The organism is Vibrio sp. 10N.239.312.D08 (genome assembly GCF_041466145.1).
Taxonomy (GTDB): domain Bacteria; phylum Pseudomonadota; class Gammaproteobacteria; order Enterobacterales; family Vibrionaceae; genus Vibrio; species Vibrio crassostreae_C.
This window is the reverse complement of sequence record NZ_JBFSSD010000075.1, coordinates 1-18,709: the sequence shown is the minus strand read 5'-3', so window position 1 is coordinate 18,709 and position 18,709 is coordinate 1. Positions and strand designations below refer to the sequence as shown.

17 protein-coding genes, 1 pseudogene and 1 riboswitch are annotated in these 18,709 nt (G+C 44.1%); of the genes and pseudogenes, 13 read left to right on the top strand and 5 right to left on the bottom strand.

The window, feature by feature from the left end:
• The first annotated feature begins 394 nt into the window (after positions 1-394).
• The gene (gene glpE, locus AB6D58_RS23330; RefSeq protein WP_017061039.1) at positions 395-715 is read left to right on the top strand and encodes a thiosulfate sulfurtransferase GlpE; all 321 of its coding nucleotides are present in this window, start codon (positions 395-397) and stop codon (positions 713-715) included.
• A gap of 58 nt (positions 716-773) precedes the next feature.
• Positions 774-1,616, top strand: a complete 843-nt coding sequence (gene glpG / locus AB6D58_RS23325; RefSeq protein ID WP_017063770.1) for a rhomboid family intramembrane serine protease GlpG — start codon at positions 774-776, stop codon at positions 1,614-1,616.
• Between the two features lie 87 nt (positions 1,617-1,703).
• Here the strand turns inward: glpG and AB6D58_RS23320 are convergent, their stop codons facing one another.
• Positions 1,704-2,111: a flagellar basal body-associated protein FliL gene (locus AB6D58_RS23320; protein ID WP_017068603.1), complete on the bottom strand. Its 408-nt coding sequence runs from the start codon at positions 2,109-2,111 to the stop codon at positions 1,704-1,706.
• A 162-nt stretch (positions 2,112-2,273) separates the two neighbouring features.
• Between AB6D58_RS23320 and AB6D58_RS23315 the strand changes: the two genes are divergently transcribed.
• Together AB6D58_RS23315 and ubiA are read left to right on the top strand one after the other, a co-directional pair.
• Positions 2,274-2,816, top strand: coding sequence for a chorismate lyase (locus tag AB6D58_RS23315; RefSeq protein ID WP_164091128.1), 543 nt, complete (start codon positions 2,274-2,276; stop codon positions 2,814-2,816).
• Positions 2,817-3,671, top strand: coding sequence for a 4-hydroxybenzoate octaprenyltransferase (gene ubiA / locus AB6D58_RS23310; RefSeq protein WP_017061043.1), 855 nt, complete (start codon positions 2,817-2,819; stop codon positions 3,669-3,671).
• Positions 3,672-3,774: 103 nt separating this feature from the next.
• On the opposite strand, the gene plsB is transcribed toward ubiA, so the two are convergent.
• Positions 3,775-6,198 carry a glycerol-3-phosphate 1-O-acyltransferase PlsB gene (gene plsB / locus AB6D58_RS23305; protein ID WP_017071790.1) on the bottom strand — a complete coding sequence of 808 codons (2,424 nt, stop codon included), beginning with the start codon at positions 6,196-6,198 and terminating at the stop codon, positions 3,775-3,777.
• A 220-nt stretch (positions 6,199-6,418) separates the two neighbouring features.
• On the opposite strand from plsB, the gene AB6D58_RS23300 reads away from it, so the two are divergent.
• The 4 genes from AB6D58_RS23300 to dinF all read left to right on the top strand — a co-directional run bounded on the left by AB6D58_RS23300 (position 6,419) and on the right by dinF (position 9,945).
• Entirely contained in the window at positions 6,419-6,781 is a 363-nt protein-coding gene (locus AB6D58_RS23300; RefSeq protein ID WP_017061045.1) for a diacylglycerol kinase, read from the top strand.
• A gap of 94 nt (positions 6,782-6,875) precedes the next feature.
• The gene (gene lexA, locus AB6D58_RS23295) at positions 6,876-7,496 is read left to right on the top strand and encodes a transcriptional repressor LexA (RefSeq protein ID WP_019820514.1); all 621 of its coding nucleotides are present in this window, start codon (positions 6,876-6,878) and stop codon (positions 7,494-7,496) included.
• A 97-nt stretch (positions 7,497-7,593) separates the two neighbouring features.
• On the top strand, positions 7,594-8,472 hold the full coding sequence (locus AB6D58_RS23290; protein ID WP_017070281.1) for a class I SAM-dependent methyltransferase: 879 nt from the start codon (positions 7,594-7,596) through the stop codon (positions 8,470-8,472).
• Positions 8,473-8,589: 117 nt separating this feature from the next.
• Complete coding sequence (dinF, locus tag AB6D58_RS23285; protein WP_017061047.1) at positions 8,590-9,945, top strand: MATE family efflux transporter DinF; 1,356 nt, start codon at positions 8,590-8,592, stop codon at positions 9,943-9,945.
• A 183-nt stretch (positions 9,946-10,128) separates the two neighbouring features.
• Here dinF and sthA read toward each other — a convergent pair whose 3' ends face one another.
• Complete coding sequence (gene sthA / locus AB6D58_RS23280) at positions 10,129-11,529, bottom strand: Si-specific NAD(P)(+) transhydrogenase (protein ID WP_017061048.1); 1,401 nt, start codon at positions 11,527-11,529, stop codon at positions 10,129-10,131.
• Positions 11,530-11,856: 327 nt separating this feature from the next.
• Between sthA and fabR the strand changes: the two genes are divergently transcribed.
• Together fabR and AB6D58_RS23270 are read left to right on the top strand one after the other, a co-directional pair.
• A complete protein-coding gene (gene fabR, locus AB6D58_RS23275; RefSeq protein ID WP_010438693.1) occupies positions 11,857-12,498 on the top strand; it encodes an HTH-type transcriptional repressor FabR in 642 nt (213 codons plus the stop codon).
• Complete coding sequence (locus AB6D58_RS23270) at positions 12,498-12,869, top strand: YijD family membrane protein (RefSeq protein WP_017061049.1); 372 nt, start codon at positions 12,498-12,500, stop codon at positions 12,867-12,869. Before fabR ends, AB6D58_RS23270 begins: the two co-directional genes overlap by 1 nt.
• An 80-nt stretch (positions 12,870-12,949) precedes the next feature.
• On the opposite strand, the gene trmA is transcribed toward AB6D58_RS23270, so the two are convergent.
• Positions 12,950-14,059 carry a tRNA (uridine(54)-C5)-methyltransferase TrmA gene (gene trmA, locus AB6D58_RS23265; RefSeq protein ID WP_017061050.1) on the bottom strand — a complete coding sequence of 370 codons (1,110 nt, stop codon included), beginning with the start codon at positions 14,057-14,059 and terminating at the stop codon, positions 12,950-12,952.
• A gap of 154 nt (positions 14,060-14,213) precedes the next feature.
• Positions 14,214-14,419, top strand: a riboswitch (cobalamin riboswitch).
• Positions 14,420-14,458: 39 nt separating this feature from the next.
• Here trmA and btuB point away from each other — a divergent pair.
• The 3 genes and pseudogenes from btuB (at position 14,459) to murI (ending at position 17,875) form a co-directional block, all read left to right on the top strand.
• Positions 14,459-16,294, top strand: coding sequence for a TonB-dependent vitamin B12 receptor (gene btuB, locus AB6D58_RS23260; protein WP_372158684.1), 1,836 nt, complete (start codon positions 14,459-14,461; stop codon positions 16,292-16,294).
• Between the two features lie 47 nt (positions 16,295-16,341).
• A pseudogene (locus tag AB6D58_RS23255) lies at positions 16,342-17,008 on the top strand (ATPase).
• 60 nt (positions 17,009-17,068) lie between these two features.
• Complete coding sequence (gene murI, locus AB6D58_RS23250; protein ID WP_017061053.1) at positions 17,069-17,875, top strand: glutamate racemase; 807 nt, start codon at positions 17,069-17,071, stop codon at positions 17,873-17,875.
• Here the strand turns inward: murI and AB6D58_RS23245 are convergent.
• Positions 17,838-18,290, bottom strand: coding sequence for an RNA-binding protein (locus AB6D58_RS23245; RefSeq protein ID WP_017061054.1), 453 nt, complete (start codon positions 18,288-18,290; stop codon positions 17,838-17,840). The two genes, murI and AB6D58_RS23245, sit on opposite strands and share 38 nt — an antisense overlap.
• Between the last annotated feature and the right edge of the window lie 419 nt (positions 18,291-18,709).

The window sequence follows — 18,709 nt, the reverse complement described above, 5'->3', positions numbered from 1 at the left end:
TGTACGGTGGTGTGAGAGGACGGAGGCCGTGAGGCCTCCTCCTACTCGATTTGGATCGATTTCTCAACTTTTGCGATCGAAATTTGCAAAATGATTTTGTGGATAACTCTGTGAGAAGTTTATTCGTCAGCTATCTAAAAGCAGTGTGTAGTAAGGCTTTGACGGGATTTTTCGAGTGGGGATATGTTTCAGTTAACCCACAGTTAGATCAGGATCATTACTACATGTTGTGGATCTATTTTTGAAAAGACACTTTATTCACGCAATTCACAGATTTATCCACAAATGGTGTAAAAGTGATCGCTGGTGGATAACCTTATTAAGTGGATGTGAATGTTAGCCTTGGGATAGGTTACAATGGCAGCAAAGTAAATCAGTATAAAAAGAGAAAGTCATGGACCAGTTTAAACATATCGATGTTAAAGGCGCTCAAGCCCTCATCGAACAAGGCGAAGCTCGACTTGTCGATATACGTGACCCGCAGTCTTTTGCGGTTGCCCACCCAAAAACAGCCTACCACCTGACTAACGATACGATGGTGTCATTCATGGATGAGGTTGAGTTCGAACAACCTATCTTAGTGATGTGCTACCACGGCATCAGTAGCCAAGGTGCGGCACAATATTTAGTGAACCAAGGCTTTGAAGAGGTATATAGTGTTGATGGTGGTTTCGAAGCTTGGCATCGTGCTGAACTTCCAGTGATCGCAGGTTAATGACTTTCATCACCTGAACCGCCTCAAGCATCCCTCATAGAATGAATAGGAAGTAACAATGATTAGATTGATGGTGTTAGACAATCCACGTCTTGCTCAAGCATTTATTGATTATATGGCCTCTCGTCAGATCCCTATTCAGATGTCTCCAGAGGGAGAAGGGCGTTTTGCTCTTTGGCTTCTTGATGGCCAATTTCAGGTTGAAACCGAAGCTGAGCTGAATCGTTTTCTGGCTGAGCCCAATCATAAGCGCTATCAAGCTGCATCTTGGGACATGGCAGAGACCAGAAAGAGCAACTTCCATTACCACACGCCAAGCTTCATGGGCATGATCAAAGCCAAAGCAGGCCCAGTGACACTAAGCCTGATGTTGGTGTGTGTGGTGATTTTTGCGCTGCAACAGATCGGTTTTGGCCAAGCTATTTTCAATGCCCTACATTTCCCAGCGGTGGATGGACAGCAATGGCAGCTGTGGCGTTGGTTGAGTCATGCCGTTCTACATTTCTCTGTTATGCACATCGCATTTAATATTTTGTGGTGGTGGCAGCTAGGTGGAGACATTGAGAAGAAACTTGGCAGCCTCAAGCTACTTCAGATCTTTGCTGTCTCTTCTGCGCTTTCAGGTGCTGGGCAGTATTGGGTTGAAGGGGCGAACTTCGGTGGTTTGTCTGGTGTTGTGTATGCCTTGGTTGGTTACTTATGGGTGGTTGGTGCGAAGGCGCCACAACTTGGTTTAGGTATCCCAAGACAGATTGTCGGCTTTATGTTGGTGTGGTTGGTGCTTGGGTACATGCAGCCATTTATGGCTATCGCCAATACGGCGCATTTAGCTGGTCTAGCCGCTGGTGTGATTATTGGCTTTATCGATGCGATGAAAGCACCAAGCTCGGCAAGAAGCTAATTCATATCTTCTAATGAGTAGCCAAACGATAGAGACAAAAAAAGCGGCCAGATGAGCCGCTTTTTTATTGGGATTCGTTTTACATCATTACTGATAAAGGTATTTGGTAAACAGTAAGTCAGCAATCAGGGTTTTACCTGTCTCTGGAAGCAAAATCTTGTTGAGGTGTTCAACTAAGGATTTTCTTAAGTCTTCACGGCCAGATAGAGATTTAATGGTTTCTTCGTTTTGTTTGCCAAGCAATTCAATCACCGCATTGCGAATCAGTGGTTGGTGATGCTCAATAGCGGCCAAGTCGCTACTATTTGCCACCATGATGTCGAGGCGAACCTGAATGTAGCCCAGTTTTTTACCTTTAGTGTAAAAATTGGTGGTCAGGTCTGGCTCTAGCGTGAAGTAGGCGAGTTTAGCTGCCGACTCCTCTTCCGCGAAACTTGATGCTGAAAAGAGTAGGGTAATCGCAAGAAATATTTGGGCTACATAACGTTTGTGCATATTTGTGACTTTTCTTTAGTTTATTCGCGATATTCGAAACGCATTAGTCTTGTTACAATGAGCGATCTAAATCTAAATACGTTTACAATTCGAAGAACGCTTTAATTTTGTTCGAAAGTTGAAGCTTTATTGTACGTGTAAAGTCACCTATTGAATACTAGTATGAATCAGCCAATATCGCTGTATCTAAATTCGTTAATGAATGTAGATTGGCAAAGTACAGAAACATTTGATTTTCCTAATGAAACCACCAAAGAGTGGCTGATGGAGCAAGGTTCTCTTTCCCGCAAGTTGGGGAAGTGCTGTCAGCACCTGTCTGTTGAGTTGCTTCATAATCAAGTTGTAGAACGCTCAATGCTGCAACAAGACGAGGAACATCTTTTATCATCGTTTGATTGCTTACTGCGTAAAGTGATTTTAAAGGGTGATGACGAACCGTGGGTGTTAGGTCGAACCTTGATTCCCCGAGTCACATTAGAAGATCATCAGCACTCAGACCTTTCTCAACAAGGTAATGTCCCGCTTGGATTGACCGTTTTTAGTGCTGAGAACGTGGAGCGAGATGCGCTGCAAGTTGGTTGGGTTATCGCAGGCGATGAGCGATTACTCGCGCGTCGTTCTCGATTATGGATGAACCATAAACCGATGCTTGTGGCAGAACTGTTTTTACCAACATCACCCATTTACTCTAAGGAGAGTGTGTAAATGCTTGCCACCAAAGCGAAGGCGTATTGGCAATTAACGCGAATGAATCGCCCGATTGGTACCCTATTACTCCTTTGGCCGACCTTGTGGTCACTGATTATCGCCGCACAAGGTATGCCTGATTTTGATGTCTTGGTTGTTTTTGTACTCGGCGTGGTGTTGATGCGTTCAGCTGGCTGTGTGATCAATGACTTTGCGGACCGTAAAGTAGATGGTCATGTTAAACGTACCAAGCAGCGTCCATTACCCTCAGGTTTGGTTTCCAGTAAGGAAGCGATTCTGCTCTTTTTAGTGCTAGCCGTAGTTTCATTCTTGCTGGTACTCACCATGAATCCACTGACCATTAAGCTCTCATTTATTGGTGTGGGTCTGGCGTTCATTTACCCTTTCATGAAGCGTTTTACGCATCTTCCACAGTTGTTTCTTGGCTTAGCGTTTAGTTGGGCGATACCAATGGCTTGGGCGGCACAAACCAATGAACTGCCAAGCATTGTGTGGTTTGTCTTCGTGATTAACGCGTTGTGGACGATTGCTTACGACACGCAATATGCGATGGTTGACCGAGATGATGACTTGAAGATTGGTATTAAATCGACGGCTATTTTATTTGGTCGCTTCGATAAACTGATTGTTGGCTCTTTGCAACTCGTCACCCTAGCGATGCTGATTGCGTTAGGCATGCATTACCAACTAGGAGATACCTTCTATTGGGCACTGTTGGTAGCGGGCAGCTTGTTTGTGTATCAACAACACCTGATGCGCCACCGTGATCGAGACCTTTGTTTCCAAGCCTTTCTAAACAACAACTATGTTGGAATGGCAGTGACAGCGGGCTTGTTCATTACCTTCTGGTAAGCATCCGCTTTTCGAGTTAACGAATGCTAAAGAAAAAGGCACCCATTGGGTGCCTTTTTTGATCGCGTTTGGCCTCGCTATTCAAGAGACACCAAGCTGATGATTACTCCGCTTGGTGGATACTCTCTTGAATCGTCAAACGTACTTCAGGGTAAAGCATTGAGTAGAGAAGCTTAGCGAATTGCTGAGTCTTGTCTAAATCACAGTTACCATCGTTATCCAGATATTGCTGTTGTTTCAGAGTTGCGAACATCGACGCAAACACGCCTTTATCGAAGAACTCTGGTGCATTGATGCCTTGCAGACGACCAAGTCGCTGTGCAATGTCTTGGCTCTTCTGTTCAAGATCGGATTTATCCAGATCAGGGTTCTCTGCTAACAGGTTCAAAGCAATAGAGTAGCGTTGTAGCGTTTCTGAAATCGTACGACCTAACAGCATCAGTGCTTGGCTGTTTGATTGGTTGATGGTGACTTCATTATCAGAAACCACAAGCATACCTTGGTTAACCAGCTCTTCAATGATGTTAGAAACCACGCCTTCAAGCTTGTCTTCGTCGTAGCTTAGGAACAGCTCTTTCTTCAAGAACGGGTAGATAGCAGCAACGTTCTCTTGGATCGCGTCAATTGATAAACCGCGTTGACGAATAGTCATCTGTGCAATTAACGATGGCAGAGCAAACAAGTGAATGATGTTGTTTCGGTAGTAGGTCATCAGAATTGACTGGTGACGATCTAGCGAAATGATGTCGCCCATTGAGTCTGATTCAATCAAGAACTTGTTCAGTGATTCAGCATGTTTTACTAAATCTTCAGCGCTGTCTTTTGGCACAGTGAACGTTGCCGAATATGGAACATTCTTAAGCAGAGACAGGTAGCAATTAATCTGAGAAACCAAAGAGTCACGAGACAATGCGCGCTGTCTTGAAGCCAATAGTGCCGTTGCACAAAGGGTCAGGGCATTGGTCGCTGCCGCATCGTTAATGTGCGTCATCATTTTGGTCGCCAAGTCATTAACCACCGGGTTCATCCATTGTGGTTTGCTAGTGCCCATTGGGTCGATGTCTTTGGTCCACTCAGGTGAGTGTTCATTCAGGTATTGGTTCAGTTGAATTGGCTCACCGAAGTTCACGTAGCCTTTACCAAAGTTACGCAGCTTACGAATGGTACGAATCACTAAGCTCGCGTTTTCTTTCTCTTTACGCTTACCACGAAGTTCTTTTGCGTAAGTCGCCACTTCCATCACGTGCTCGTAGCCGATGTACACAGGAACCAAAGTCACCGGGCGATTCATGCCGCGCAGCATCGCTTGAATAGTCATCGCCAACATGCCGGTCTTCGCTTGCAATAAACGACCTGTACGAGAACGCCCACCTTCACTGAAGTACTCTACTGAGTAACCTTTAGCGAACAACTCCGCTAGGTATTCACGGAAAATCGTCGAGTACAGCTTGTTGCCTTTGAAGCTACGACGAATAAAGAACGCACCACCATGACGGAAAATAGGACCGGCAGGGAAGAAGTTCAGGTTGATACCCGCAGCGATGTGCGGCGGCACCATGCCTTCATGATAAAGCACATAAGAAAGCAGTAAGTAGTCCATGTGGCTACGGTGACAAGGCACGTAAACAATCTCGTGACCATCTTGAGCCAACTTACGAACCGTTGAAGCGTTGCTGATATGCAGGCCTTGGTACAACTTATTCCACAGCCAACCAAGAATCTTCTCACCACGCTTGATCAGCGAGTAAGAGAAGTTCGCAGCAATCTCGTCCATAATGTCTTGAGCTTCTTTGCTCGCTTTCTCGATCGAGATGTTCTTTGCTTGTGCTTCGTCTTCAATCGCTTTTTTGATCGCTTCTGATTTTAACAGGCGATCAAACAGAGCTTGGCGGCTTGGCAGGTTAGGGCCTGATGCTGCAAGCTTTTGGCGAGAGAAGTGAATACGTGCCACGCGCGCCAGTTTGTGCGCGATGGTGCTGTCGGTGCCGTGTGAGTTGGCCATGTAACGCAGAGAAACCACAGGACTAAAGCGAACCAAGCAGTCACGACCGGCTAGCAATACCGCTTTTGATTTCTCTAAGCCGTTCATTGCCTGTAGGTAAGGCTTCTGGTTATTCTCTTTACCAGGTTTGCGCCCCCACAAAACGGTAGCAGGGATAACTTGAACATCGAGTTCAGAGTCGTCGGCGTGCAGTGAAAGCAATTCAGAGAACACTTCAATTGAAGAGCTTGGTACATAATCATCGTCTTGCAGCAGAGTTTTGCGAGAAGAGATGAAAACGTAGCGTTGCAGTGATTTGCCGTTGATTTCAAGCTTGCTCAACGGATCAGGTAGGCCTAATTCAAGTGCATGTTTTTGCAATGTAAGAATGTCGACACTTGAGCGAAACGGTAAGGCGTATACAATCGGTTTGCTCAAATCAATGTTCAAATCCTCAACAGGGTTTGAAGGAATTGATGTGCCCTTTACCAATACGGATAAAGGTAGCTTCATTAATGAACGTGAAAAAGATTGTCCAGAAGACATATAGGTTCACTGCCTCAATAGTTATTTCAATGTGCTGAAGCGTATCTCTATTTCTCTGATAAAAAGGATAAATCCTATGAGTGAAATAGGGATAAGCCTAGGCGTAAATTTAATCGATGCAAGAATACCAGAAACTGGTCTAACCTTTTAATGGAAATAGTCATATTGCCGTTAAGTTTGTGGAAAATCATTCATCGACTGATTGAGTATAGGGTTAAAAATGACCAAAAAATCAAACACCGGATTCAAACGCATCATCAAAGCAGCAGGCTTTTCATGGCAAGGCATTACGAGTTCGTTTAAAAATGAGGCTGCATTTCGACAGGAAGTGTTCATGGCGGTCGTGCTTATTCCGTTGGCATTTTACCTAGATGTAAGCCAAGTTGAACGAATCTTAATGATCTCATCGGTGGTATTGGTGATGGTTGTCGAGCTAATCAATACCGCGATTGAAGCGGTTGTCGACCGAATCGGCAGTGAACATCATGAGCTTTCTGGGATGGCTAAAGATGTCGGTTCGGCAGCAGTTTTCATCTGTTTGGCACTCGCAGGTTATGTGTGGCTAGAGATCCTGTTTTTGTAATTTGCTAAAAATGAACTAAAAACAACCAATTGCTTTGCTTTTGTTCAGTTACTGGATATACTCACAGTCAACTGTATAAAAAGACAGGTGAATCATGAAGCCGTTAACGCCCCGCCAGCAACAAGTCTTTGACCTTATCAAAGGTAAGATCGAAGATTCCGGTATGCCACCGACACGTGCAGAAATCGCGCGTGAACTAGGCTTCCGTTCTGCTAATGCTGCAGAAGAACATTTGAAAGCTCTTGCTCGTAAAGAAGCGATTGAGATTATCCCGGGTGCGTCTCGCGGTATTCGTATTTTGCTTGAAGATGCAGCAAACGAAGAGCAAGGTTTACCATTAATCGGTCAGGTTGCCGCTGGTGAGCCTATCTTGGCTCAAGAGCATGTAGAAATGCATTACCAAGTTGATCCAGGCATGTTTAAACCACAAGCTGACTTCTTACTTCGTGTAAATGGCGAAAGTATGAAAGACATCGGTATTATGGATGGTGATTTATTAGCTGTTCATAAAACACAAGATGTACGCGATGGTCAGGTTGTAGTGGCTCGTGTCGATGATGATGTAACGGTAAAACGCCTAGAACGTAAAGGTTCAACGGTTCTGTTACATGCTGAAAATGAAGAGTTTTCTCCAATCCATGTCGATCTAGAATCTCAACACTTGTCTATTGAAGGGCTTGCGGTTGGTATTATTCGCAACACCGACTGGATGTAGTCAGTACAAACAGCTTATTGATATTTATTCTCAATAACTTGTCATTGTAATTGATATTCATTATCATCTTCTTTGTCGAGATACAAGGAAGATGATGATGCCAAACCCAACCAAACCTCAAATGAAGCCGCTTACTCGTAAGCCGCGCTCCTCTGTTCAAAAGGCTTCTTCTGAACAAGGGTCTGCACATCAAGAATTCCAAGTTCCGACGAACCTCGTTCAGCATCTTTGGTTTCGTAGCCGTGAAAGCCTAGCTGATGATGGTCTCGTTTATGATCCTATCGCAGCTCAAGCCTGCAAGCGTTGCCAGCTCGCACCAGAATGTCTTACCGGTGAACTCGACCAACAGCAACTCCTTTACGCGACACTGACTCAACTTTGTGATTCTCAAGTTCAACAGTTTTTATCTCATAACCCAGATGCTTGGATTATTAACGTGGGAGCAGGGCTCGATACCCGTTTCTACCGTTTAGATAATGGCCGCTGTCATTGGGTTGAGTTAGATGTAACCGAGAATCTGCTTTGGCGACAACGCTTGTTCCACAAAAATGAACGCTATCGCTTAGAGTGTGGCTCTGTCGATGACCTAACTTGGTTGGATGAACTTAATATTCCAGAACAAGCCTCGGTGATGGTGGTGTGTGAACATGCTTTGCTGGATTGTAATGAACAACAGACCGCGAACTTCATTCAGTCTTTGAGCCGCTACTTTACTCATGCACATGCGTGTTTAGTCTTAGCTGGAGATAAAAGCTCAAGTACGTTGGGACAAAAGCTTGGTTCAGGAAAGTATGCTCATGGGTTGTCTTCACCAATAGACAGCGTTCTTAATTGGCTGCCATGGGCACAATGGGTAAAAGCGTTTTCTCCCCTAGACCAACAATGCAATCGTTGGAAATTGTGGCAGCGGCTTCTTTGTAAGATCTCTCAGGTCAAAAAGCGTTTAACGCCGCAGTTAGTGCTCGTTAAGTGGTAACCCTAGTGGTTCTGTATTTCGAGTAACTGAGTACATAGCCGGTATAAGTAAAATTCCACAACATAGTGAAAGCCCACCCACTAGGTTAAACTATCGCCTCTAATCTAAGAGGTGATCGTGAAGCTATTTAATCCCCAAACTATTTTTCAAACGCTATCCAATCAGGCGATGCACAAAAAAGTGCTGCTGCTCGCGATCCCGATGGTTCTCTCTAATATTACTGTTCCACTGCTGGGCTTAGTCGATGCGGCGGTTATCGGTCACCTCGAGCACTCTTGGTATTTAGGTGGTGTGGCGCTGGGCGGCACAATGATCAGCGTGACCTTTTGGTTGCTTGGTTTCCTGCGCATGTCGACAACAGGGCTAGCCGCACAATCTTATGGTGCGAATGATGGCAAGCAACTTGGTTTAGTCTTTGTGCAAGGCGTGACCATGGCCTTAGGGTTTGCTGGTGTCTTTTTGCTTTTACACAGTCTAGTCGCCGATTTAGTTTTCTCATTGAGTAGCGCCAGTGATCAAGTTAAGCACTATGGTCAGCAATATTTCTCAATCCGCGCTTGGAGTGCGCCTGCTGCGCTAACTAACTTTGTGATTCTAGGTTGGTTACTCGGGACTCAAAATGCCAAAGCGCCCATGTGGATGGTGATCATCACCAATATCACCAATATCGTTTTGGATATTGTTTTTGTTATCGGCTTAGGATGGCAAGTGGAAGGTGCAGCATTGGCATCTGTAATGGCTGATTATGCCGGTCTAACATTTGGCTTGATTTGTGTTTACCGAATCTGGGCGAAGAAGCAGTTACCATCGCCATGGGATCTGCTTAAGAAAACCAGCCAAGGTTTGAGTCGTTTCGTGAAATTGAATCGCGATATCTTTCTTCGTTCATTATGCCTACAAGCGACTTTCACTTTCATGACCTTCCAAGGTGCAAGCTTTGGCGATGATGTTGTTGCGGCCAATGCCGTGTTGATGAGTTTCTTGATGATCATCTCTTATGGGATGGATGGCTTTGCCTACGCAATGGAAGCGATGGTCGGTAAGGCGATAGGCGCGAAAGACAAAGATGAGCTGAACCAGTCATTGATTGGAACTTTCTTCTGGAGCTTCAATATTTGTTTGGTACTGACCATAGTGTTCGCACTCGTTGGCTCGAGCTTAATCAATATGATCACCACAATCCCAGACGTGAAGAGTCAAGCCGAGGTGTATTTACCGTGGTTAATCGCAATGCCATTGGTGTCTATGTGGTGCTTCTTGTTGGATGGTATTTTTGTTGGAGCAACTAAGGGCAAGGATATGCGCAATAGTATGTTTGTTGCGACTTGTAGTTTCTTCGCGATTTTCTATTTAGCATCAGGTTTAGAGAACCATGCACTGTGGTTAGCGATGCTGAGCTTTATGGCAATGCGCGGAATTGGTCTTGGTGTGTTGTTTGTTTCTCAGTGGAAGAAAGGGGAGTTTCTCGCTTAGCTCTGAGGGCTCTGTTTGTGGAGAGTAAATGAGGCTGTACAGGTAAAGGGGTATTTAGAACATCATGATCTAATTACTATCAATGCCTTAATATTCAGTGTTTTAAATAAAAACAGCAAGCGCGTGGCTTGCTGTTTATGTATTTGGCCTATGGGTGGTCAAATACTCCTATTGGTTCTTTATCTAGAATAAACGGTTAAGCCCGTTGAGTGCTGCAACACGATAAGCTTCCGCCATCGTTGGATAGTTAAAGGTTGTATTCACAAAGTACTCGATGGTATTTGCTTCACCTTTCTGTTCCATGATCGCTTGTCCGATATGGATGATTTCAGCGGCACGCTCACCAAACACGTGGATACCTAAAATCTCTTTGGTTTCGCGATGGAACAGAATCTTCAAGCTACCAATGTCTTTACCCGCAATTTGAGCACGAGCTAGGTGTTTGAATGAAGAACGTCCTACTTCATACGGTACTTTAGCTGCGGTAAGTTCTTGCTCGGTTTTACCAACAGAACTGATCTCCGGGATGGTGTAGATGCCGGTTGGAATGTCTTCGATAAGGTGGCGTTCAGCTTCACCTTTCACAATTGCTTGAGCCACAAATCGACCTTGGTCATAAGCCGCGCTTGCTAGGCTAGGGTAGCCAATCACATCACCGACAGCGTAAACATGGTCAACATTGGTTTGGTAATTGGTATTTACTGAGACTTGCCCACGCGAGTCCGCTTCTAAGCCAACAGCACCAAGGTTCAGTTTATCGGTATTACCCGTTCGGCCATTGGCATACAGTAGGCAATCAGCGCGCATCTTTTTACCTGACTCTAGGTGAATGATCACGCCATCATCAGTGCCTTCAATTTTCTCAAAGGTTTCATCGTTGCGAATCACGACACCGCTGTTCCAGAAGTGATAAGAAAGTGCATCTGAGGTTTCATTGTCTAGGAATGACAACAGACGGTCACGAGTATTGATAAGATCGGTTTTTACACCCAAACCGCGGAAAATCGACGCGTATTCACAACCAATAACGCCAGCACCATAGATGATGATGTGTTGCGGGTCGTGTTTAAGAGAAAGAATCGAGTCACTGTCGTAGATACGTTCATGCAGGAAGTCGACGTTATCTGGTTGGTAAGGGCGAGAGCCTGTCGCGATAACAAATTTGTCTGCACTGTAATGTTCTTCAGTGCCATCGCTTTGCATTACCGAGACAGTGTTGGTATCGATAAAACGTGCAGTACCAAAGACCAACGTGCACTGGTTGCGGTCGTAGAAGCCTTGGCGTAATCGAGTCTGCTTGTCGATAACCGATTTGGCATGCCCCAAAATGTTAGAAAACGTTGAGTGTATGCTTTTGTTGTTCTGACAAAACAGCGGATTACTGTTGAATTCGATAATACGACTTACGGCATGACGCAGTGCTTTTGAAGGAATTGTTCCCCAGTGAGTACAACCACCACCAACGCTGCTCTCTTTCTCAATGATTGCAACGTTCAACCCGGCTTTGGTTAATCCCATCGCTGCCCCTTCTCCTCCGGGGCCACTACCAATTACGATTACATCAAAGTGGTTGGAGTGCGGCATAGATATCTTCCTTGTTATATTTGATTAACATTGCTTTAGCGAGATTTTAACCGATTCTGTTCTCGGGTACATGAAAAGGGCATCAGAGAGTCGGTGGGATCACGCAGTGTTATCGAAAAAATAATATTTGGTATGTCGTATGTCTCCAAATGACAGCGTGGATATTGAAATTTTTTCTTCGAACGTATTTACTTCGGTACGTGAACAAAGAGGTATGTTTAGTGTCTTATATAACCAGAGTGCCTTATATAAATAAGTGATTCGCGTTATATTGAATAGAGTATTAGACATGCCTGTTTAGGCTGTAAAAGAAGAAATTGATAAAGTATGAAACCAATGGGCATTCGCGCACAGCAAAAAGAAAAAACTCGTCGCAGCTTAATCGATGCAGCATTTAGCCAACTCAGCGCCGATCGTAGTTTTTCCAATCTAAGCTTGAGAGAAGTCGCTCGTGAGGCTGGAATAGCACCGACTTCCTTTTATCGTCACTTCAAAGACATGGATGAGCTTGGCTTAACCATGGTTGATGAAGGTGGCTTACTGCTGCGCCAGTTAATGCGTCAAGCTAGGCAACGCATAGTAAAAGAAGGCAGTGTGATTCGTACATCGGTTGAAACCTTTATGGAATTCATTGAAAGCAGCCCTAACGTATTCAGACTGTTATTGCGAGAGCGCTCAGGAACTTCATTTGAGTTTCGTGCAGCGGTAGCTCGTGAGATACAGCACTTCTCTGCTGAGTTAACCGAATATTTGATAACGACTGGCATGACACGAGACGAAGCTTTTACTCAAGCTGAAGCCTCCGTTATCTTGGTCTTCAACTCAGGGGCAGAAGCATTAGATTTAGATCGACGTCAGCGAGATGAACTGGCTGAACGCTTGATCATGCAATTGCGAATGATGGCCAAAGGGGCTTTTTGGTATCGTAAAGAACGTGAACGTAACCGATTAAAAGGCGGGATTGAATAATGTCGAATGAAAATAATACTGTAAACCGTGGTTCAGAAAGAAAGACACTCGTACTTGCTGTTATTGCCGGTGTGTGTGGTGATGCTCTGTTATCTTGGGTAACAATGAGCGAAGTGGGCTTCTCTATTTTCCCACTGATTGCTTTAGTCTTGGCTGTACAAGCACTTTACCAAGAGTACCTAACTAACCCAGTATCTGAAGATATTCCACTAGTAGGTTTGGCTTGTTTCTTTGTAGGTGCATTTGGCCACTCGGCTTTTGTGAAGGCACAACACCCTGATGCTGGCTCAAACTTCTTTGCGATTATTGTCGCGATGTTGCTTCTTGCATGGGTAGGTAAGAAACTCGGCTTTATCGGCAAAACTGCTTAAGCTGATTTAGAAATTAAAAAAACGAGCCAATGGGCTCGTTTTTTTGTATCTGCTGTTTGGCTTAGACCTGAAAGCGATACTTACGCTTTACGCTCTAGGAATACGCCAGCTTCCATGTGGTGCGTGTAAGGGAACTGGTCAAACAGAGCAAAACGAGTGATGTCGTGCGTTTCGCTTAGGATGTCTAGGTTCTCTTTCAATGTTTCAGGGTTACAAGAGATGTACATGATACGCTCGTAGCCTTGAACCATCTTACAAGTATCAACATCCATACCTGAACGCGGTGGATCAACAAAGATAGTGTTGCAGTTGTAGCTCTTAAGATCGATGTTCGCTTGCTGTAGACGACGGAACTCACGCTTGCCTTCCATTGCTACAGTAAAATCTTCTGCAGACATACGGATGATCTGAACATTTTCAATGTTGTTCGCAGCGATGTTGTATTGCGCAGATTCTACTGACGGTTTCGCCAGTTCAGTTGCCAGTACACGCTCGAAGTTTTGTGCTAGCGCTAATGAGAAGTTACCGTTACCACAGTAAAGCTCAAGTAAGTCGCCTTTGCTGTCTTGAGTACAATCGACAGCCCATTCCAACATTTTCTCTGCCACTTTGCCGTTGGGTTGAGTAAAGCTGTTCTCTACTTGTTGGTAGATGTAGCTATCACCATTCACATCTAGCTTTTCAATTACGTAGTCGCGGTCCAGTACGATTTTCATCTTACGCGCACGGCCAATCAGGTTTAGGTTAAAACCTTCATCGTTTAATTGCTGCTTAAGTGCTTTAGCATCTTGAATCCACTGTTCACCTAATTGACGGTGGTAAAGCAATGACACCAAAATTTCGCCGCTTAACGTAGAAAGGAAGTCTACTTGGAATAGCTTGTGGCGCAGAGAGTGGTTGTCCTTCATTGCATCTGTTAATAGAGGCATTAGGTCATTGATAAGACGGCTAGCTGCAGGGAACTGGTCTACGCGGTATTTTTCTTTAGTCTCTTGATTGAACATGACGTAATACATATCGTCACCTTCATGCCACACGCGGAACTCAGCACGCATGCGATAGTGTTGTTCTGGAGATTCATACACTTCCAGTTCAGGCACATCATATTCTGAGAACATTTCTGTAAGACGCTCTGTCTTTTCTGCCAGTTGTTCTTGGTAGCGTTGCGGGTTTACATCTAAATTCGCCATTGTTATGCCTTTTGCTGTCGTGCTTTTAAATCAAGAGCGCAGATTTTATTCAATCACAGGCGCTTGTCCAGTGTTGAGAGCCATTCAATGTAAATCGACCATGAAAACTATAGCTTATAACTATCTTAGACTAGACAAATGATTCATAGGTCAATACTATCTTCGGCAAGCTGGTGTCATTTAGATGTATAGATGGCTGAAGAGGGAATCTGGTGTAAATCCAGAACTGACGCGCAGCGGTAAAAGAGAACGAGTATTCATAAGACACTGCAAATAGCTTTTTGTGGGAAGTCGAATATTAGGTAACCATAAGGGTTGTGCTCTTGAGTCCGAATACCTGCCAGCGGCCAAGTCATAAGATGTGGTTTGGTAGGACTTTACGCGATTTAGGATCACAACATGAACAAATCCCTTTTAGCGGTTGCTGTAGCATCGCTGCTTTCACCTATCTCCAATTTACACGCCCAACAAGCATCTGCCGACGAAACCATGGTGGTTACGGCTAACCGTTTTGAGCAAAGCACGGAAAGTGTTGTCGCTCAAGTTGAAGTAGTAACACGCCAAGATATCGATCGAATTCAAGCTAAGTCTCTAACTGATGTATTCAAACGATTAACGGGCATTCAAGTTACACAGAATGGTGGTAGAGGCCAGCAAGCTTCGATCTTTGTTCGAGGTGCTAACTCTGATCAGGTTCTTGTGTTAATTGACGGCATTCGTTTTGCTCGCGCTGCAAAAGGTGGTGTCGATTTCAGCCAGCTGCCAATCACATTTGTTGAACGAGTCGAGTATGTACGAGGCGCTCGTGCTGCTATGTATGGTTCAGAAGCTATTGGTGGTGTGATTAATATCATTACAGTTGCCAGTTCTGACAATGAAGAAACGGTAGTGAGTGCGGGATTAGGCAGCCGTGATTATGAAGAGTTAAGTTTTGTTAGTGGTACCAAAGTTGGCGAAAATGGTCATTTGAATGTATCGGTTGGTTACGATTCTGATGAAGGCTATAACGTTCACCCCATGCCCGGAGTAAACGATGGCGACCGTCATGGGTTTGAATCACGTAATGCTTTGATTGGGTACGTACATAACTTCGACCAACAGTGGAGTGGCTTTGCGAACTTCCGCATGTTTGAAACCATTTCTCAATATGATGGTTCGTATGTTGATTTTAATACCGGTAACCCAGTCCATTCTTACAAAGAAGCTGAAGTTCAAAATTCGACCTTTGCTACTGGTGTTAAATATAGTGGCAGTGAACTTAAGTCTGATTTCTTAGTTAACTATCAGAATCAAGATAACTGGAACTACGAACAGTCTTTAGGCAAGAACTCAGCGTCAGCAACATCTGATGAGCTTGAACAGCTAAATGTTCAATGGGTGAATTCACACAAACTAACGTCGTCACTGACTCTTAGTGGTGGTGTAGATTGGCGTGATGAGGCTTATATTGTTAAGCCTTCGAATACTGAATACGACAGAACGAATGTTGCGTACTTCGCTGCATTAAACGCAGATGCGGATAAAGTGTTCGGAGAACTGAGTCTTCGTGTTGATGACAATGAGCAGTTTGGTACAGAAACTACTTACAACACAGGGTTAGGCTATCGTTATGCTGAGTGGCTTGTTGTAAAAGCAGCTTATGGCACATCCTTCAAAGCACCTAACTTGTATCAACTATATAGCTACTACGGTAATGCACAGTTAGAAGCTGAAAAGGCAGATTCATTTGAACTGACTTTTGGTGGCTTAATCAAGGATGTTGATTGGTCGATTACTGGCTATGACACGAACGTCGAAGACTTAATTGATTACAACTACGCGACAAGCAAGTACTACAATACCGATGGCGAAAGCCAACTACGTGGTGTGGAAATGGTCGTTGGATTTGATACTAGCTTTATTAATCATCAAGTGAGCGCTAACTTTCAAGACCCAGAAGATCAATCTGGTGATCAATTGATACGCAGAGCTAAGAAGATTTACAAGTATAATGCAGTGGCTAGTTTCGATGAGGTTGATGTTTCGCTAGGCTACCAATATGTAGGTGAGAGACCGGACTTCTCTGAAGATCTTGCAGCGTATAGTCTGTTTGATGTTTCGGTGAATTACTATGCGAATGAAAACCTTACTTTAAATGGTCGAGTGGATAACTTAACTGACGAAGAGTACGAGACTGCTGGTGGATACCCATCACCAGAGCGTACATATTACGTAAATGCTACTTACCAATTCTAATTTACACCTAAACCGCCTTCGGGCGGTTTTTCTTATTGGGTATATCAATGAAAAAGAAAGTCGTCATAAGCTGGTCATCAGGTAAAAGACTCTACCCTAACCCTAGAGCGTTTGCTTGAGAGTGCTGAGTATGAAGTTGTTGCTCTTTATACTACCTATGTTGGAGATGAAGTCCCTTTCCAGGTAACTCCTATTGATGTCGTTGCCATGCAGGCACAATTAATCGGTTTGCCACTCATCACCATAGAGCTTCCTGAAGTGTTCCCGAGCAATGAGATTTACCAAAGTACGATTGTCTCAGCATTGGAAGGGTCTTGCTTATCAATTGATGCGGTCGCATTTGGCGATATGTTTTGCAATGGCATTGCCGACTATAGAAAAAGCTATATAGAACCGGCTGGCTGGGAGTGTGTGTTTCCACTAATGGGAGAGAGTAGCCAAACTCTGGCTCAAGAAATCATAAATAGAGGAATCGAAACCTTTCTCGTCACAGTTGATAGCGATGCATTAGACATGAGCTATTGCGGGAAAGAATACACGCCTGAACTAATAGACAGTTTGCCAAGTCACGTCGACCCATGTGGAGAAGATGGTGAGTTCCATACCTTAGTCACGTCAGCGCCATGCTTTAAAGGTAAGCTTAAGATAGAGCTAGAAAATGTAGAGCAGGGTGAGCGCTTTGGGCATCAACGCTACCGAGCTTGCATTATGTAGAGTGATGATTGGCGAAAACTAGGTGAAGGGGTATCATTGCTGCGGAACTTATTACAGGTAATGGTTGTGTCGGAAAGCATACAAAAAAACATATTGGTCTTTGATTCTGGAGTTGGCGGTCTGTCTGTATATAAAGAGATAAGCCAGTTACTACCCAATCACAACTATATCTATGTATTCGATAACGAGGCTTACCCTTATGGTGAGCTCGATCAGCAAGTCCTCATTCAGCGAGTCCAAAGTATCGTCGCCAGTTTTGTGGCGAGTCACGCTATTGATATCGTGGTGATAGCTTGTAATACGGCCAGTACGATAGTCCTGCCGACACTTCGCGCTAATAACCTTATCCCTATTGTCGGCGTAGTCCCGGCAATCAAACCTGCTTCGTTACTGGCTAATAAAGCGGTTGGCCTTATTGCGACTCCCGCGACGATTACTCGTGAATACACACACGAGCTCATCAAAAACTTCTCGAGTAATAAAAGAGTAGAGCTGTTGGGTTCTACTCGGCTGGTGGATATGGCCGAAGATAAACTCAGAGGCGAGGAGATTAGCCTTGAAGAGTTACAGCAAATCCTTCAGCCGATGATCAACACAATTGATGTGGCTGTATTAGGATGTACTCATTTCCCATTGATCAAATCAGAGATTCAACAAGTACTAGGTGAAAGTGTAGTGCTGATAGATTCTGGTAAAGCGATAGCTAAGCGGGTTCAAGATTTGTTGGGTTTGGAAAGCGTTAATAAAGAAGGGGGAGTACGTGAAGTTTTTTGTAGTGCACTTCCTAAAAAAGAAAGTGCACTAAATAGTATGTTAAAGCAGTTAGGGTTTAGCTCAGTTCAGATTCGTCCGCTTCAGGATGTTTAGGATCATTTGCAACACGTACTTTTAAAGTGCGTTGCATGTAATCTTTATCGTTAAGTGCAGAGATTGCATGATTCACATCATTACTTGCCATAACAACAAATCCAAAGCCTCTTCTTTTACCAGTACGTTTGTCTTTCATTAAACGTACTGCAAATACTTCACCATGCTCTGAGAATAATTCACGTACATGTGATTCGTTCGCTTTGTATGGAAGGTTACCCACATAAAGTGTTTTGGTTGAAGCCTTAGGTTCTGAATCTGATTTTGAGTCGGTGCTTGAAAAGTTAACAACAAAAGCGGAAGCCAAGACACCAAGGATAAAGGTAATTGCAGGCGATATATCTACCTGAGAGAAAACAATGCCGCCTAATACAGCCAGTGCGACAATTAACAACATCGATTTTTTTGAGTTCATATCGGAATACTACATATTAATAAACGAAATAGACGCATCTACCATTAACAAAATAGACACATGAATCTTACGTTCATGGCTTCCATTTTTCCAATGTATTGCTGTGATACGTCTCAAATGTTTAGTTTTTATTCGAAAAATGTGGATCTGGTGGCTTTTTAGGCGAACAAAACTTTTATTTCAAAAAGCCCTTGTGCTCCATCTCAATCTCTCTATAATGCCGCCTCACCGACACGGAGTGAGACGAAAGTCACACAGCGAAATCGGTAGAGAAAAAGAGTTTGAAAATAACCCTTGACTCTCAAAGTGGTGCAGGTATAGTACGCACCCCTAGCGACTGAGATGTGAATCACAAAACGCTAGCGCTCTTTAACAATTTAAACCTATCAATCTGTGTGGGCACTCGTTGATGAATATCA

Bases quoted from the DNA above. Each gene is read 5' to 3' on its own strand.
- glpE (WP_017061039.1), top strand. From the start codon at position 395: ATGGACCAGTTTAAACATATCGATGTTAAAGGCGCTCAAGCCCTCATC.
- glpG (WP_017063770.1), top strand. From the start codon at position 774: ATGATTAGATTGATGGTGTTAGACAATCCACGTCTTGCTCAAGCATTT.
- AB6D58_RS23320 (WP_017068603.1), bottom strand. From the start codon at position 2,111: ATGCACAAACGTTATGTAGCCCAAATATTTCTTGCGATTACCCTACTC.
- AB6D58_RS23315 (WP_164091128.1), top strand. From the start codon at position 2,274: ATGAATCAGCCAATATCGCTGTATCTAAATTCGTTAATGAATGTAGAT.
- ubiA (WP_017061043.1), top strand. From the start codon at position 2,817: ATGCTTGCCACCAAAGCGAAGGCGTATTGGCAATTAACGCGAATGAAT.
- plsB (WP_017071790.1), bottom strand. From the start codon at position 6,198: ATGTCTTCTGGACAATCTTTTTCACGTTCATTAATGAAGCTACCTTTA.
- AB6D58_RS23300 (WP_017061045.1), top strand. From the start codon at position 6,419: ATGACCAAAAAATCAAACACCGGATTCAAACGCATCATCAAAGCAGCA.
- lexA (WP_019820514.1), top strand. From the start codon at position 6,876: ATGAAGCCGTTAACGCCCCGCCAGCAACAAGTCTTTGACCTTATCAAA.
- AB6D58_RS23290 (WP_017070281.1), top strand. From the start codon at position 7,594: ATGCCAAACCCAACCAAACCTCAAATGAAGCCGCTTACTCGTAAGCCG.
- sthA (WP_017061048.1), bottom strand. From the start codon at position 11,529: ATGCCGCACTCCAACCACTTTGATGTAATCGTAATTGGTAGTGGCCCC.
- fabR (WP_010438693.1), top strand. From the start codon at position 11,857: ATGAAACCAATGGGCATTCGCGCACAGCAAAAAGAAAAAACTCGTCGC.
- AB6D58_RS23270 (WP_017061049.1), top strand. From the start codon at position 12,498: ATGTCGAATGAAAATAATACTGTAAACCGTGGTTCAGAAAGAAAGACA.
- trmA (WP_017061050.1), bottom strand. From the start codon at position 14,059: ATGGCGAATTTAGATGTAAACCCGCAACGCTACCAAGAACAACTGGCA.
- btuB (WP_372158684.1), top strand. From the start codon at position 14,459: ATGAACAAATCCCTTTTAGCGGTTGCTGTAGCATCGCTGCTTTCACCT.
- murI (WP_017061053.1), top strand. From the start codon at position 17,069: ATGGTTGTGTCGGAAAGCATACAAAAAAACATATTGGTCTTTGATTCT.
- AB6D58_RS23245 (WP_017061054.1), bottom strand. From the start codon at position 18,290: ATGAACTCAAAAAAATCGATGTTGTTAATTGTCGCACTGGCTGTATTA.